This window comes from Lysobacter sp. Soil_C_59, from assembly GCF_057656415.1.
The window spans coordinates 405,193-420,411 of the sequence record NZ_JBDGKK010000001.1; the positions used below are offsets into that span (position 1 = coordinate 405,193).

The 15,219-nt window shown below is 67.7% G+C and carries 12 protein-coding genes; 11 read left to right on the forward strand and 1 reads right to left on the reverse strand.

What is annotated here, in order from left to right:
* Nucleotides 1–37: 37 nt before the first annotated feature.
* The 8 genes from AC3A3Q_RS01815 to AC3A3Q_RS01850 all read left to right on the forward strand — a co-directional run bounded on the left by AC3A3Q_RS01815 (nucleotide 38) and on the right by AC3A3Q_RS01850 (nucleotide 10,849).
* Nucleotides 38–769, forward strand: a complete 732-nt coding sequence (locus AC3A3Q_RS01815) for a TorF family putative porin (protein ID WP_487584618.1) — start codon at nucleotides 38–40, stop codon at nucleotides 767–769.
* Between the two features lie 12 nt (nucleotides 770–781).
* On the forward strand, nucleotides 782–874 hold the full coding sequence (locus AC3A3Q_RS01820) for a potassium-transporting ATPase subunit F (protein ID WP_158732366.1): 93 nt from the start codon (nucleotides 782–784) through the stop codon (nucleotides 872–874).
* Nucleotides 875–886: 12 nt separating this feature from the next.
* On the forward strand, nucleotides 887–2,653 hold the full coding sequence (gene kdpA, locus AC3A3Q_RS01825) for a potassium-transporting ATPase subunit KdpA (protein WP_487584619.1): 1,767 nt from the start codon (nucleotides 887–889) through the stop codon (nucleotides 2,651–2,653).
* A 79-nt stretch (nucleotides 2,654–2,732) separates the two neighbouring features.
* Nucleotides 2,733–4,802, forward strand: a complete 2,070-nt coding sequence (kdpB, locus tag AC3A3Q_RS01830; protein WP_487584620.1) for a potassium-transporting ATPase subunit KdpB — start codon at nucleotides 2,733–2,735, stop codon at nucleotides 4,800–4,802.
* 1 nt (nucleotide 4,803) lies between these two features.
* Nucleotides 4,804–5,466 (forward strand): potassium-transporting ATPase subunit KdpC, encoded by a 663-nt coding sequence (gene kdpC / locus AC3A3Q_RS01835; RefSeq protein ID WP_487584621.1) that lies wholly within the window; start codon nucleotides 4,804–4,806, stop codon nucleotides 5,464–5,466.
* On the forward strand, nucleotides 5,463–8,111 hold the full coding sequence (locus AC3A3Q_RS01840) for an ATP-binding protein (RefSeq protein WP_487584622.1): 2,649 nt from the start codon (nucleotides 5,463–5,465) through the stop codon (nucleotides 8,109–8,111). Before kdpC ends, AC3A3Q_RS01840 begins: the two co-directional genes overlap by 4 nt.
* Nucleotides 8,112–8,232: 121 nt before the next feature.
* Nucleotides 8,233–8,967, forward strand: a complete 735-nt coding sequence (locus AC3A3Q_RS01845) for a response regulator (protein ID WP_487584623.1) — start codon at nucleotides 8,233–8,235, stop codon at nucleotides 8,965–8,967.
* Between the two features lie 61 nt (nucleotides 8,968–9,028).
* Nucleotides 9,029–10,849 (forward strand): sulfatase-like hydrolase/transferase, encoded by a 1,821-nt coding sequence (locus AC3A3Q_RS01850; RefSeq protein WP_487584624.1) that lies wholly within the window; start codon nucleotides 9,029–9,031, stop codon nucleotides 10,847–10,849.
* Nucleotides 10,850–10,893: 44 nt separating this feature from the next.
* Here the strand turns inward: AC3A3Q_RS01850 and galE are convergent, their stop codons facing one another.
* Nucleotides 10,894–11,976: a UDP-glucose 4-epimerase GalE gene (gene galE / locus AC3A3Q_RS01855; protein WP_487584625.1), complete on the reverse strand. Its 1,083-nt coding sequence runs from the start codon at nucleotides 11,974–11,976 to the stop codon at nucleotides 10,894–10,896.
* Nucleotides 11,977–12,284: 308 nt separating this feature from the next.
* Between galE and AC3A3Q_RS01860 the strand changes: the two genes are divergently transcribed.
* Genes AC3A3Q_RS01860 through AC3A3Q_RS01870 form a run of 3 tightly spaced genes read left to right on the forward strand, consistent with a single transcriptional unit; the run spans nucleotide 12,285 to nucleotide 15,210 of the window.
* Complete coding sequence (locus AC3A3Q_RS01860) at nucleotides 12,285–12,902, forward strand: XrtA/PEP-CTERM system exopolysaccharide export protein (protein ID WP_487584626.1); 618 nt, start codon at nucleotides 12,285–12,287, stop codon at nucleotides 12,900–12,902.
* Nucleotides 12,899–14,476, forward strand: a complete 1,578-nt coding sequence (locus AC3A3Q_RS01865) for an XrtA system polysaccharide chain length determinant (RefSeq protein ID WP_487584627.1) — start codon at nucleotides 12,899–12,901, stop codon at nucleotides 14,474–14,476. The genes AC3A3Q_RS01860 and AC3A3Q_RS01865 overlap by 4 nt, the downstream gene beginning before the upstream one ends.
* Nucleotides 14,473–15,210, forward strand: a complete 738-nt coding sequence (locus tag AC3A3Q_RS01870; protein ID WP_487584628.1) for a P-loop NTPase family protein — start codon at nucleotides 14,473–14,475, stop codon at nucleotides 15,208–15,210. Before AC3A3Q_RS01865 ends, AC3A3Q_RS01870 begins: the two co-directional genes overlap by 4 nt.
* Nucleotides 15,211–15,219: the final 9 nt, after the last annotated feature.

Consider the following 15,219-nt stretch of genomic DNA (forward strand, 5'->3'; position numbering starts at 1 on the left):
CCAAACGGGCCTCGAACGTCATTCCTGGATATCCGCAATGTCCCTCCATTTCGTCCGCGCGCGCGAAGCTTCCGTGCCGTTGCTGCTCGCCGCCTGCGCGGGTATCGGCCTGCTTGCCATCGGCAGCCAGGCCAGCGCCGCAACTCTTTCCGGCAACGCCGCACTGACCAGCGACTACGTCTGGCGCGGCACCACCCAGACCCAGGGCGATGCCGCCGTGCAGGCCGGCTTCAAGCTGGCCAGTGACTCCGGCTTCTACGGTTCGGTGTGGGGCTCCAACGTCGAGTTCGCCCCCGACACGCACGCCAGCAGCGAGCTCGACTTCACCGTCGGTTGGGGCGGCGCCCTGTCCGACAAGGTGGCGCTGGACGTGAACCTGCTTCGCTACCAGTACCCCTCGACCACCGTCGACCTCAACTGGACCGAGCTCAACGGCACGCTGACCTACGACAGCAACTACTGGCTGTCTGTGGGTTACTCGACCGAAGCGCTGGGTGGCGAAGAGGACGGCCTGTACACGCAGGTCGGTGCCCGTTTCCCCATCAACGACGTGTTCCGTCTCGAGGGCGCGGTCGGCTACTACTACCTCGACGGTTACAGCGCCGCCGCAGACAGCTACCTGCACGGTCAGCTCAGTGCCGTGTGGGCCGTGAAGGCCCCGCTGGAGCTGCGCGTGACCGCGCACGCGACCGATTCCAACGCCGAAGACATCTTCGGTGACGAGTTTGCAGGCAACCGCATCGAAGCGGCGCTGCAGGCTTCTTTCTGAAGGAGAGACGACATGCCTGGCTGGCTTGCCCTTGTATGCGGCGTCGCGGTGATCGTCGCCTCGGCGTACCTGCTGTACGTGGTCCTTCGACCTGAAGATTTCTAAGGCAGTACGACAATGACCGAGACACTACTTGTACTGGTGCTTGCGATCGGCCTCGGCTGGCCGCTCGGACACTACCTCGCCCGCGTCATGCGCGGCGATCGCTCCTGGGTGGACCGCGTCGCCGGACCGGTCGAGCGCCTGGTCTACAAGGCGCTGGGCACCGATCCGCAACGCGGCATGAGCTGGCGCGGCTATGCCAAGGCTCTCGCGATCAGCAACCTGGCCGTGGGCCTGGTGGTCTGGGTGCAGTTCATGACCCAGGCCTGGCTGCCGCTCAATCCCGACGACATCCCCAACATGCGCTGGGATACCGCGCTGCACACGATGGTGTCGTTCCTCACCAACACCAACCAGCAGCACTACTCCGGCCAGTCGCAGCTGAGCTACCTGTCGCAGATGATCGGCATCGTCGGCCTGCAGGTCGCAACCCCTGTCATGGGCCTGGCGATCGTGGTGGCAACGCTGCGCGGCCTGTTCGGTGGCCGTGCGGCCATGGCCCAACAGAGCGAGGCGCAGACGGCCGGCAAGACGGCCATCGAAGGCCACACCGCGCAGGAAGGCACCGAGCGTGACGTCGGCAACTACTGGGCCGACGTGACGCGCGCAACGCTGCGCTTCATGTTGCCGCTGTGCCTGCTGTGGTCGGTCCTGCTGACCTGGCAGGGCGTGCCTTCGACACTGCGGGCCGGCCCGAGCATCACGCCGGTCGACGCCAGCGTCGAGATGAAGGAGCAGAAGATCCCGCTCGGCCCGGTCTCGCCGATGGTCGCCATCAAGCAGCTCGGTTCCAACGGTGGCGGCTGGTACGGCCCCAACAGCACGGTGGCCCTGGAGAATCCCACGCCGCTGTCGAACCTGATCGAAGTGCTGGGAATCCTGCTGATCCCGATGGCGGTCACGTTCATGGTCGGGCCGTTCACGCGCCGCAAGCGACTGACCGCGATGGTGTTCGGCACGATGCTGCTGATGTCGCTGGCCTCCACCGGCCTGTCGATGTGGTCCGAGGTTTACTCGTCCACCGCGGCTGATCCGGCGCTGATGGAAGGCAAGGAAGTGCGCCTTGGCGTGGAGTCTTCGACGCTGTGGTCGGCCATGACCACGCAGGTCAACAACGGCTCGGTCAATGCGATGCACGACTCGCTGGCGCCGCTTACCGGCGGCATGGCGATGGTCAACATGCTGATCAATGCCATCTGGGGCGGCGTGGGCTGCGGCCTGCAGCAGTTCCTGGTGTACCTAATGCTCGCCGTGTTCCTGGCTGGCCTGATGACCGGGCGAACGCCGGAGCTGTTCGGACGCAAGATCGAAGCGCCTGAAGTGAAGCTGCTGGCGCTGCTGATCCTGCTGCAGCCGCTGGTTGTGCTTGGCTTCTCGGCGGTCACGCTGGTGTTCCCGTCGATCACCGGCAATTCCAATCCTGGCTTCCACGGCATCAGTCAGGTGTTCTACGAGTACACCTCGGCGTTCGCCAACAACGGCTCGGGTTTCGAGGGGCTGGGCGATGCGACCTGGTGGTGGAACCTGAGTTGTTCGGTGGTGCTCGCGCTGGGCCGCTATCCCGCACTGATCATCCCGCTCGCCGTGGCCGGCCTGATGGCGCGCAAGCGCGTGGCTCCGGAAAGCGGCGGCACGCTGCACGTGGAGACGCCGACCTTCGCACTGACGCTGGTCGCGGTCATCGTGATCCTGACCGTCCTGCAATTCATGCCCGCCCTGGTGATGGGTCCCATTGCGGATCACCTGACACTCGTCGTTCCCGCGCAGGCGGTAACCCAGTGACTACCTGCGCAACCGCCGACCAAAGACGCTGGGTCCCCGCCTTCGCGGGGATGACGAGCGGCAACATTGGACATTCACGATGACTCACACAACACAAACACATCTGGGCACGGCCCGCCGCCAATCGCTGGCGGGCCTCGACGGCGCCGCCTTGCGCACGTCGCTGCTCGATTCCTTTCGCAAGCTGTCGCCCCGCCAGGCGGTGAAGAGCCCGGTGATGGCCATCGTGCTGCTCGGCACGATCCTGTCGGCGCTCATCACAGCGGCCTCAATTGGCGATGCAGTGCCGGGCAATCCCGCCTTCGGCATCGCGGTGACGCTGATCCTGTTCGTGACGGTGCTGTTCGCCAACTTCGCCGAAGCGGTGGCCGAAGCGCGCGGCCGTGGCCAGGCGGCCTCGCTGCGTGCGGCGCGACGCGACCTGGTCGCACGCCGCCTCAATGGCAGGACCCGCGCAGGCGGCGAAGCCCGCGTCGCTGCGGCAACGCTGCGACCGGGCGATCGCGTCATCGTCTCGGCCGGTGAACTGGTGCCGGCCGATGGCGAGATCGTCGAAGGCGTGGCCACCATCAACGAGGCGGCCGTCACCGGCGAGTCCGCACCGGTGTTGCGTGAAGCAGGCACCGACCGCTCCGGCGTGATCGGCGGCACCAAGGTGCTGTCCGACGAAATAGTGATTGAGGTCAGCGCCGAGCCCGGCCACAGCTTCCTCGACCGCATGATCGCGCTGGTCGAAGGCGCCAACCGGCAGAAGACGCCGAACGAGATTGCACTGACCATGCTGCTGGCGGCGATGACGCTGACGTTCCTGATCGTCGTCACCACGCTGCCCGCATTGGCCGGTTTCGTCGGCGCCAGGCTCGATCCGCTGCTGTTGATCGCACTGCTGGTGTGCCTGATACCGACCACCATCGGCGGCCTGTTGCCGGCCATTGGCATCGCCGGCATGAACCGCGCACTGCAGGCCAACGTGCTGGCGAAGTCGGGCAAGGCAGTGGAAGTCGCCGGCGACGTCGACGTGCTGCTGCTCGACAAGACCGGCACGATCACCCATGGCGATCGCCAGGCCACGGCGTTCCATCCGCTTGCCGGCGTCGACATGAGCCAGCTGCGCGATGCGGCGCTGCTGTCGTCGCTGGCCGACCCCACGCCGGAAGGAAAGTCGATCGTGCGACTGGCGCGCGAGCTCAAGAGCACCGTGCCGGAGCCGGAGAAGGCCCACTACGTGCAGTTCACCGCGCAGACGCGCATGTCGGGGGTAGACCTTGACGGCCGCGTCATCCGCAAGGGCGCCGGCGATTCGATTGCCCAGCACGTGCAGGCACTGGGTGGCCAGGTCGTGCCGGAGCTGGCCGCGCGCATCGAGCAGGTCGCACGCGGCGGCGCCACGCCGCTGGTGGTCGCCGAAGACCGCCACATCCTGGGCGTGATCGAGCTGTCGGACGTGGTCAAGCATGGCGTCAAGGAACGCTTCGCCCGTTTGCGTGCGATGGGCGTGCGCACGGTGATGATCACCGGCGACAACCCGCTCACTGCAGCAGCGATTGCCGCAGAGGCCGGTGTCGACGACTACATCGCCGAGGCACGGCCCGAGGACAAGCTCGCCCGCATCCGCGCCGAGCAGGCCGGTGGCCGCATGGTGGCGATGGTCGGCGACGGCACCAACGACGCACCGGCGCTGGCCCAGGCCGACGTCGGCCTGGCGATGAACTCGGGTACGCAGGCGGCCAAGGAAGCCGGCAACATGGTTGACCTGGATTCCGATCCGGCCAAATTGCTGGCGGTGGTCGAGGTCGGCAAGCAACAGCTGATCACCCGCGGCGCGCTGACCACGTTCTCGCTGGCCAACGACGTGTCGAAGTACTTCGCGATCCTGCCGGCGCTGTTTGCAGCCGCCATTCCGCAGATGGCCGCGCTCAACGTGATGCACCTGTCGAGTCCGACCAACGCCGTGCTGGCGGCGCTGGTTTTCAACGCGATCATCATCCCTGCGCTGATTCCGCTCGCGCTTGCCGGCGTGCGTTTCAAGCCTGCCAGCGCGGTTTCGCTGCTGCGCCGGAACATGCTCGTGTACGGCGTCGGCGGCGTGCTGTTGCCGTTCGCCGCCATCAAGCTGATCGATCTTGCCCTCGTGGCAGTGGGGTTCTGAGATGACTACCGTTATTCCTGTTTCGTACGTTCCGCCGACCGCGCACGCGGCCGTGCTGGAGGACCGCACGTCGCTGCGTGCGTCGCTGGTGTTCACCGTGGTGATACTGCTCGGATTCGGCCTGCTCTACTCGCTGGCCGGCGCCGCACTGGGACGGGTGCTGTTCCCGCACCAGGCCACCGGCAGCATCGTGATGGTCGACGGTAAGGCACGCGGCTCGACCCTGGTGGCCCAGCCGTTCGCCGATGCCCGCTACTTCCAGCCGCGCCCGTCGGCCGCCAACTACGACCCGATGGCCGCCGCCGGCAGCAACATGGCCCGCAGCAATCCGGACCTGCGCAAGCGCATCGCGGAGTTGACCCAGGAGGTCGCCATGCGCGAAGGCATCGCCCCTGCGCACGTGCCGGGCGAACTGGTTACGCAATCGGGTGGCGGGCTGGATCCGCACCTGTCGCCGCCTGGCGCGCAGGTACAGATCGCGCGGGTTGCCAGGGCGCGGGGGCTGGCCAATGAGGAGGTTGCGACTCTGGTCGCCGCGCATACCGAGGCGAAGCAGTTCGGCGTGCTGGGCGAACCGCGGGTCAACGTGCTGGAACTCAACCTGGCGCTGGACGCACTCGGGCACGCACCCGCAACAACCGGCGCAGGCACAATAGCCCCATGACCGACACCCGGAGCGCCCAGGCAGACGCACTCATCGGCGAACTGCAACGCCAGGGCGCCGGTCGCCTGACGATCTTCCTCGGCGCCGCACCGGGCGTCGGCAAGACCTACACCATGCTCAGCCGCGGTCGTGAACTGCAGCGCCGTGGCCTCGATGTCGTCGTCGGCCTGGTCGAAACCCATGGCCGCGCCGAAACCGCCACCCTGATCGAAGGCCTGGAGGTAGTGCCACGCAAGCGCGTGGACTACGCGCCCGCGACGGGCACGGGACGGGCCATGGAGGAACTCGACCTCGATGCCCTCCTCGCCCGCAAGCCAAAGCTCGCCCTGGTCGACGAACTCGCCCACCGCAACGTCCCCGGCAGCCGCCACGAACGCCGCTGGCAGGACGTGATCGAACTGCTCGATGCCGGCATCGACGTCTTCACCACGATCAACATCCAGCACCTGGAAAGCCTCAACGACGTCGTCCACCGCATCACCGGCGTGCGCGTCAGCGAAACCGTGCCCGATGCCGTGTTCGACCGGCTGCGCGACATCGTCCTGGTCGACCTGCCGCCACGCGAACTGATCGAGCGCCTGCAACAGGGCAAGGTCTACGTGCCCGACCAGGCCGCGCACGCGCTGCAGGCGTTCTTCTCGCCGAGCAACCTGACCGCCCTGCGCGAACTTGCGATGCAGACTGCCGCCGACCGCGTCGACAGCGACCTGCGCGAAGCACAGACCGCGCGCGGCCTGCCCGGCGTCCCATTGCGTCGCGGCGTGATGGTGGCGATCGACGGCCGTGGCCAGTCCGAATACCTGGTGCGCGTGGCCCGCCGCATTGCCGAGCGTCGGGACTCGCCATGGACGGTGGTGACCGTGCAGGGCGCGCAAGCCGCCGGCGAGGCGCAACAGCTGGAACTCGATCGCGCCTTCGCCCTCGCCCGGCGCCTGGGCGGCGACGCGCTGGTGCTGCACGGCAACAGCATCGTCGACGCCCTGCTCGACCAGGCGGCGCGCTCCGGCGCCAGCACGATTGTCCTGGGCCGCACCCGTGAACGACCGGTCGCACGCATGTTCAACCGGACGTTGACGCAGCAGCTGATCCAGCGCGGCGCGCACTACGAGCTGACCATCGTCAGCACGCCGGAGGCACGCGCGCGGGCGCGGCGCTCCTGGCGCCAGCCCGGTGGTTACCTCAACCGCAGCGATACCGCGCTGGCAATCACCTCGGCCGCGCTGGCCACGGCGCTGGCCTGGATCGCCGAGCGCTGGATCGCGCTGGACGACCTGTCGCTGATCTTCATCGTCGCGGTGGTGCTGGTGGCCGCGCGCACGCGAATGACCGCGGCCGTGATCTCGGCCGTGCTGTGCTTTTTGGCCTACAACTTCTTCTTCATCGAACCGCGCTACACGCTGATGATCGGCGCGCGCCAGGGCGTGACGACGGTGGTGCTGTTCCTGATCGCGGCGCTGGTGGCCGGCCGCCTGGCCTCGAAGCTGCGCATGCAGGTGGTGGCGCTGCGCGCCGCCAACGCACAGGCGACCGCGCTGCAGACGCTGGGTCGGCAACTGGCCAGCGCCGCCGACCTCGGCCAGGTGCTGCAGGCCGGGCGCGATGCGCTGCGGCGCGCGCTCGATGCCGAGGTGGTACTGCAGGCGGGCGATCACCAGGTGCACGCCGAGCTGCTGAACGAAAAGGACCGCGCCGCCGCCGACTGGGCCGTGCGCCACCGGCAAGCATCTGGACGCTACACCGACACGCTGGCCGGCTCGGAATGGTGGTTCCAGCCGCTGCCGCTGGGCGAGCGCGAGACCGGTCTGCTCGGCCTGCGCTTTCCGCCGCAGTTGCATCGCCTCGGCATCGAACAGCGCCGCCTCGCCGAAGCGATGGCAGAGGACATCGCCCAGGCCGTGGTGCGCACGCGACTTGTCGCGGACCTGGAGAATGCGCGCGTCAGCAACGAGACCGAACGTTTGCGCTCGGCGCTGCTGTCGTCGGTCTCGCACGACCTGCGCTCGCCGCTGGCCTCGATCATCGGCTCGGCCAGCAGCCTGGACCACTACGCCGACGCCATGAACTCGCAGGACCGGCACAGCCTGCTGGAGACCATCCGCATCGAAGGCGAACGCCTCGACCGCTACATCCAGAACCTGCTCGACATGACCCGGCTCGGCCACGGCGGCCTCACCCTCAACCGCGACTGGATAGGAGTGGACGAGCTGATCGGCTCGGCCGTGACGCGATTGCAGCGTTACGAACCCGGGGCGAGTTTCGAGGTCTCGGTCGAAACCGGCCTGGGTCCGATCTGGGTGCACCCGGCCCTGGTCGAGCAGGCACTGTTCAACGTGCTCGAGAATGCCGCCAAGTTCTCGCCGCCCGGCGCGGCCATCACCATCCGCGCCCAGGACACGGCCGACGGGCAACTGCGCATCGACGTGCGCGACCGCGGCCCGGGCATCCCCGAAGAGGAGCGCAAGCGCATCTTCGACATGTTCTACAGCGTCGAGCGCGGCGACCGTGGCCGCCAGGGCACGGGCCTGGGCCTGGCGATCTGCCAGGGCATGATCGGCGCGCACGGCGGCAGCGTCGAAGCGCTGCCCGGTCCGGACGGGCGCGGCACGACGATCCGGATTACGCTGCCGCGATTGCAGCCGCAGTGAAGAAGGAGCCGTCATTCCCGCGAAGGCGGGAACCCAGCGACGTTGCACTGCGTTCACTTCACCGCCGCAGGAGCCAGCGACACTGGGTCCCCGCCTTCGCGGGGATGACGACTGAGAGGTCATGAGCGAAGCCAAACCCGACACCACCACCCCACCCGCGCGCATCCTCGTCATCGACGACGAGCCGCAGATCCGCAAGTTCCTCGACATCAGCCTGCGCGCGCAGGGCTATGCGGTGGAAAGCGCGGAGACCGGCCAGGGCGGGGTGGAGGCGCTGGCCACCCACGGTGCCGACCTGGTCATCCTCGACCTGGGACTGCCCGACCGCGACGGCCACGAGGTGCTGCGAGAACTGCGGCAGTGGTCGAACGTGCCGGTGATCGTGCTGACGGTGCGCGCCAGCGAGACCGAGAAGGTCGCCGCGCTCGACGCCGGCGGCAACGACTACGTGACCAAACCCTTCGGCGTGCAGGAGCTGATGGCGCGCGTGCGTGCACTGTTGCGTTCGCATGCCGCGCCCGCGGGCTCGCAGCCGCTGTACGACGACGGTCGCCTGCACGTCGACCTGGCGCGGCGCGAAGTGCTCCTGCAAGGCGATCCGGTGGCGCTGACGCGCAAGGAATACGCCCTGCTCGCCCTGCTGATCCAGCATGCCGGCCGCGTCGTCACCCAGCCGCAGCTGCTGCGCGAACTTTGGGGTCCCACCCACCAGCACGACACCCATTACCTGCGCATCCTGGTCGGCAAGTTGCGCCACAAGCTCGGCGACGATGCTGCAGCGCCGCAATGGATCGCGACCGAACCGGGCGTCGGATTGCGTTTCATCAGTCGGGACCCGACACACTCCGGTCATTGACCTGTGCTGGGGCCGGACCCGGTCGACTGACCGGGCGGGCGGGCCGAGCGAGGGGCGGTGCATGTCCAAGTGGGCGCAATCGAAGGCGGCAACGGTGACGTTGGTCATCGTCAAGCTGGTGCTGATCGGGATCTACCTGCTGGGCACCAATCGCCTGCTGGCCGAACGCGTGGCGCATATCGGGCTGAAACCGGGGCTGGTGGTGTTTGCCGCCGTCTGGCTGGTCTGCCTGGTATCGCTGCTGGCACTGGCGTTCCACTCGCGGCCGGCCACGCGCGCGGCCTGGAGCGTCGCCTTTTTCCTCAGCAGCACCTTCAGCCTCGGCCACGCGCTGATCACGTCCCGTCACCTCGGCCTGGCCGACTTCGAACAGCTGCTGGGCCTGATCGGGTTCGCCGGCAACCTGGCCGGCTTCCACGACGCGCAGCTGGCCCAGGCCGTGCTGTGGTCGTTGCTGGGCGTGGTGGCGCTGAACCTGCCGCCCTGGTTTCCGCCGCCGGCCTGGCTGCCGGCGCCGCTGGCATGGCCGCTGCGCCACGCCGGCTGGCTCCAGGCCGTCCCGATCGTGCTGATTGCCGCGATCCTGTACCTGCGCGGCGGCGAAGGATCCAACGGCTTCCCCGGGCAGTACAACCCGGCGGCGTTCGCTTTCGTGCTCGGTGCCGAGAAGGCGCTCGCGCCGGCCACGCCGCCTCGCCAGGACGTCGCGCTGGAACACCCCGGCCAGCGCCCCTTCCGCCATGTCGTGCTGGTGATGGACGAAAGCGTGCGCGGCGACTATGTCGACATCAACGTCGACGACGGTGTCGAGACCGGCTTGCGACCACTCGGACCGGCGCTGTTCAATTTCGGTATCGCCGCATCGGCTGCCAACTGCTCCTCCACGTCCAACGCCAGCGTGCGCTATGGCGTCACCCGCGACAGCTACCAGCGCGACCTCGACGTCAATCCGTCGTTCTGGCGCTACGCCGGCCGCGCCGGCTACCGCACGATCTACATCGACGCCCAGCGACACGGCGGCAAGCTGCACAATTTCATGGACGAGCGCGAGCGCGCGGAGATCGACGAGTTCGTGCAGATCGACGCCTCGGTGCCGCTGGAAAGCAAGGACGTCCAGGCCGGCCGGCTGCTGGGCGAGATGCTGAAGCGACCCCGTCCCAGCTTCATCTACGTCAACAAGGTCGGCTGCCACTTCCCGTACGAGGGCAAGTATCCGGCCAGCAAGACGTTGTATTCGCCGACGATGGAACGGACCTACTTCAGCAACGAGGCCGATCCCGACGTCGCCCCGCAGCCGCGCGCTTCGGGCATGGCGAGCTCCGAGGATCGCTGGCGCCAGGTGAACAGCTATCGCAACTGCGTGGCCTGGAATACCCGCGAGTTCTTCCGCGAGGCCCTGGCGGACGCATCGCTGGACGATACGCTGATCCTCTACACCGCCGACCATGGCCAGAACTTCCACGAGGACGGCTCGCCCGGCGCGCAGACCCACTGCACGACCGGCCAGGCCGCCGCCGGCGAAGGCCGCGTGCCACTGGTCGCCATCACCCGCAATGCCGTCATGGCGCCGATGTTGCGCGAGGCCGCCAACGACAACCGCGACAAGGCCAGCCACTTCAATCTCTATCCGACCGTGCTGCGCATGATGGGCTACGGCATGCCGACGACGGGCGACGGGCGTAAGTCGGACCTGTTCGAGCAGGACCTGTTCGCCAGCCTGTCCGGCGACAACCAGCACTTCCTGTCGACGTACTTCGTACGCTTCGGTCGCGAGCCGGTGTGGAATCCGATCGGCAAGCCGGCACACCTCCGCGACGGCCTGCAGCGGGCGCTGGCCGGGGAATCCAACGCCACGGAAGGCACCGCCAGCGGCTCACGCTGAGGTCTGGCAGGCACCCGGGGGAGCGGCCCCAGCCCGCTCCCGGCTCAGGCCCCGGCGAGCCGCGCGACAACCCGACGCGGACGCTCCACGCGAGGGGCAGCGGCGCGGCGCAGCGGCGAGCGATAGCCCTGCGGGTTCATCGCCTGCCAATGCCAGGCATCGCGGCACATCGCATCGACGTCGTACTGGGCGCGCCAGCCCAGCAGTTGCCGCGCGAGTGCGGGGTCGGCGAATACTTCGGCCGAATCGCCCGGTCGGCGTTCGACGATCTCGTAGGGAATCCGCCGGCCGCTGGCGCGTTCGAAGGCATGCACCAGTTCCAGCACGCTGATGCCGTGCCCCGTGCCGAGGTTGACGGTGAACCCGCAATCGGCGGCGACCATGTACTCGAGCGCGTCGGCATGCGCCTGGGCCAGGTCGACCACGTGGATGTAGTCGCGCACGCCGGTGCCATCGACGGTCGGATAGTCGCCGCCGAACACGCGCAGGTGGTCGCGTTGCCCGACCGCGACCTGGCAGATGTAGGGCATCAGGTTGTTGGGTTCGCCACACGGGTCTTCGCCGATCAGGCCCGAGGGATGCGCGCCGACCGGATTGAAGTAGCGCAGGTTGACCGCGCGGAAGCGATCGTCCGCCCGGCACAGGTCCTCGATCAGCTGCTCGGCGACGAGCTTGGTGCGACCGTATGGATTGAGCGCCTGCAGGCCGGCATCCTCGCGCACCGGCACCTGGCTGGGATCGCCGTAGACCGTCGCCGACGAGCTGAACACCAGCCGCCGCACGCCGGCTTCCTGCATGGTCTGCAGCAGTGCGATGGTGCCGCCGATGTTGTTGTCGAAGTAGTCCAGCGGCTTGCGGCAGGACTCCCCCACCGCCTTGAGCGCGGCGAAGTGCAGCACGGCGTCGAACTGGTAGGTGGCAAACAGCGCCGCCATCGCCCGCCGGTCACGGATGTCGACCCGATGCAGTGACACCGGTGCACCGACCAGCCGCTGCAACCGTTGCAGCACGCGCGGCGAGCTGTTCACGCCGCTGTCGGCGATGACGACGTGGTGGCCGCGGCCACACAGCGTCACGCAGGCATGGCTGCCGATATAGCCTGCACCGCCGCAAACAAGAATTCGCATTGGATGTCCTGGCCGGGCCTCGACGGTGATGTCCCGACGGTGTTGGTTTGCACCAGCACCCTGCTCCGCGATCCCGGCAGGCTGCTCCCCAGACGTCGGGCAATCCTCCGTCCTGATCTTTGCAACGCAAAACACCGGCATTTCCGGCACCGGCAACGACCGTGCGAATGCGGGCACGCATCGCTCGCACTGGATCCGGCAAAAGGGCTCCGGGTAAGGACAACCACCTCCTTGCCCGGGTCGGGCGATGGCCGGATTGGGCACTTCACGCCGTTGGAATGACACGAATGCAAGGGGGGCTTGATGCCATGCGCTTGATCCAGATCTTCCAGACCGTAGGCCTGTTGCTGTTGATTTCCGCGTGCGCCTCCTCCGGCAATACCGCCGGCGCGCCGCCTCCGAGCAGCGAACACTCGGTCGACTCCTACCAGATCGGCATCGACGACATCGTCCAGGTGTCGGTCTGGCGCAACCCGGAATTGGGCATCACCGTCCCGGTGCGCCCGGACGGCAAGATCTCGGTGCCGTTGATCGGCGATGTCGCCGCTGGCGGCCGCACCCCCGACGAAGTCGCCAAGGACATCCAGACCCGGCTGGCCACGTTCGTGCGTGATCCGCAGGTTGCGGTGATCCTCACCGACCTGCGCAGCCACGAGTACCTGTCACGCGTGCGCGTGACCGGGGCGGTGCGCCAGCCGATCTCGATTCCCTATCGCCAGGGCATGACCGTGCTCGATGCCGTCCTCGCTGCCGGCGGCGTCACCGAGTTCGCCGCCCCGGCGCGCTCGGACCTGTACCGCAAGACAGGTGACAGCACGCGCAGCTACGCGGTTCGCCTCGATCACATCCTCGAGGACGGCGACCTGTCCACCAACTTCAAGGTCGCCCCCGGCGACGTCATCACCGTCCCGGAACGCACGCTATGAACGGATCTTCCATGGACCTGGTGGTGGCCGAGGCACGGCCGTCGGCCGTGGCGGCGATGGTCCCGGTGGCGTTCGAGGAGAGCCGCCGCCATCCGGTGCTGCTGGCTTCGATCTTCGCCGTCATCGCGCTGGCCGCCCTGCTGTTCGGCCTGCTGCTGCCGAAGAAGTACAACTCGGCCACGACGATCCTCATCGAGGAAAGCAACATCATCAAACCGCTGATGGAGGGTCGTGCGGTGCCGACCGGTGTGGTCAGCCGCGCCGGCATCACGCGCGAGGTCGCCTTCAGCGCCAAGGTGATGAACGAGATCCTCAAGACCGGCGGCTGGCTGAAGGCCAATCCGAGCCCGCTGCAGCGGGAGCAGCTGATCGAGCAGATCACCAGCCGCACCATCATCTCCAATCCCCGCGAGAACCTGATCCGGATCTCCTACACCGACACCAGTGCCGAACGCGCGCACGACGTCACCAAGCGCTTCGCCGAGATGATCATCCAGGAAAGCCTGGCCACCAAGGAGCGCGAAAGCCGCGACGCCTACGAGTTCATCGACTCCCAGGTGCGCCAGTACCACACCAAGCTCACCGACGCCGAAGCCAAGCTCGAGGCCTACCGCAAGTCCAACCCCGATGCGCGTCCCGGCATCGACGGCGACGTCAACTCCCGCATCGGCGAGTTGCGGCGCATGGTCGACACCTCGCGCATGGAGCTCATGGACCTGGACTCGCAGGGCAACGCGCTGCAGTCGCAGTTGTCCGGCGAGAATGAAATCAACGTCGTGCAGACCCGTTCCGGCCAGGTGATGGCTCAGATGGCCGAGCTCGAGAACGAGCGCGCCAAGCTGCTGATGAACTACACCGACCAGCACCCCGACGTTGTTCGCGTGCAGCACCAGCTGCGCGACCTGGAAGAGCAACTTCGCCAGGACGAGCTGCGCCAGGACGCGCGCAAGATCGGCGCGCCGACCTCGCTCGATGGCGTCGCCTCGTTCAACCCGCTCTATGGCGAACTCAAGAGCAAACTGGCGGAGAACCGCCGGCAAAGCGCGGCAGTGTCCTCGCGCATCTCCACCAGTCAGCGACTGCTCGACCAGGAACTGAGCCGCAGCCGCCATATCGCCGCGTCCGAAAGCACGCTGGCCGAACTGTCGCGCGACTACGAAGTCAACCGCGACCTCTACCAGGACCTGCTCAAGCGCCGTGAGAATGCCCGCGTCTCGATGAGCCTGGATTCCGAACAGCGCGGCCTGAGCTTCCGCATCCAGGAGCCGGCCAGCTTCCCGCTGCGTGGCACCGGCCTGCGCCTGATCCACGTCGCCGGCGCCGGCCTTGGCGCCGCCGCCCTGGCGCCGCTGGTGCTGCTGATCGGTTTCGTCCGCCTCGATCCGCGCGTGCGCTCGCCGCACCAGATCGAGACGATCGCCGCCCTGCCCGTGATTGGTTCGGTGCCGCGCTACCAGACCGCCCCGGCACGCCGCCTGGGCAACCGGCGCTTCGTGATCGCCGCGATGATCGCCTTGTTGGTCCCGCTGGTCTTCGGACTGGCCCTCGCCCTGAAACTGGTGTACGCCCAATGAGCGCGAACCCGATCTTCGAACGCGAAAGCGCCGTGTCAGACGAACGCAGCAGCCAGCGCTCGATCGCGCCGGCCCCCGAGCCCGTGATGCTGACCTCGTCGCAGCTGGAGGAACGCGCGATCATCCATCGCACCGCGGTTTCGCGTCCGGAGGTCGACGCCTTCCGCGAGCTGCGCACACGCCTGCTCGCCGCTGTCGAAGGCAGCTTCGTGGCACTGGTCGCGCCCGTCAGCAGCGGCAGCGGCGGCAGCTTCGTCGCCAGGAACCTGGCAACCGCCCTCGCCTTCGATGACACCAAGAGTGCGTTGCTGGTCGATTGCGACCTGCGCCACCCCTCCCAGCACGTGACGATGAAGATCGACACGCCGACCGGACTGGTCGAGTACCTGGAGGATCCCGAAGGCGATCTGTCCGATGTGATCTACGAGACCGGCGTCCAGGGCCTGCGACTGATCCCGGCGGGCACCTCGCGCGAGATCGGCGCCGAGTACTTCTCGTCAGCGCGCATGCGCCTGCTGCTCGACTCTATCCGCAGCCGTCATCCCAACTGCTACGTGTTCCTCGACGGCCCGCCGGTACGCGGAACGCCAGACGCGCGGATCCTCGCCGACATCGCCGACGTGGTGATCCTGGTGGCCGGGTATGGGCGCGACACCGCCGCATCGATCGCCCAGGCGGCCGCCAACTTCGATCCGAACAAGTTCGCCGGCGTGGTCTTCAATGAAGGCGTATGAGGGAGCGCG

Coding starts and splice junctions, on each gene's coding strand:
- AC3A3Q_RS01845 (WP_487584623.1), top strand. CDS start 8,233: ATGAGCGAAGCCAAACCCGACACCACCACCCCACCCGCGCGCATCCTC.
- AC3A3Q_RS01860 (WP_487584626.1), top strand. CDS start 12,285: ATGCGCTTGATCCAGATCTTCCAGACCGTAGGCCTGTTGCTGTTGATT.
- galE (WP_487584625.1), bottom strand. CDS start 11,976: ATGCGAATTCTTGTTTGCGGCGGTGCAGGCTATATCGGCAGCCATGCC.
- kdpB (WP_487584620.1), top strand. CDS start 2,733: ATGACTCACACAACACAAACACATCTGGGCACGGCCCGCCGCCAATCG.
- kdpA (WP_487584619.1), top strand. CDS start 887: ATGACCGAGACACTACTTGTACTGGTGCTTGCGATCGGCCTCGGCTGG.
- AC3A3Q_RS01870 (WP_487584628.1), top strand. CDS start 14,473: ATGAGCGCGAACCCGATCTTCGAACGCGAAAGCGCCGTGTCAGACGAA.
- AC3A3Q_RS01815 (WP_487584618.1), top strand. CDS start 38: ATGTCCCTCCATTTCGTCCGCGCGCGCGAAGCTTCCGTGCCGTTGCTG.
- AC3A3Q_RS01865 (WP_487584627.1), top strand. CDS start 12,899: ATGAACGGATCTTCCATGGACCTGGTGGTGGCCGAGGCACGGCCGTCG.
- kdpC (WP_487584621.1), top strand. CDS start 4,804: ATGACTACCGTTATTCCTGTTTCGTACGTTCCGCCGACCGCGCACGCG.
- AC3A3Q_RS01820 (WP_158732366.1), top strand. CDS start 782: ATGCCTGGCTGGCTTGCCCTTGTATGCGGCGTCGCGGTGATCGTCGCC.
- AC3A3Q_RS01840 (WP_487584622.1), top strand. CDS start 5,463: ATGACCGACACCCGGAGCGCCCAGGCAGACGCACTCATCGGCGAACTG.
- AC3A3Q_RS01850 (WP_487584624.1), top strand. CDS start 9,029: ATGTCCAAGTGGGCGCAATCGAAGGCGGCAACGGTGACGTTGGTCATC.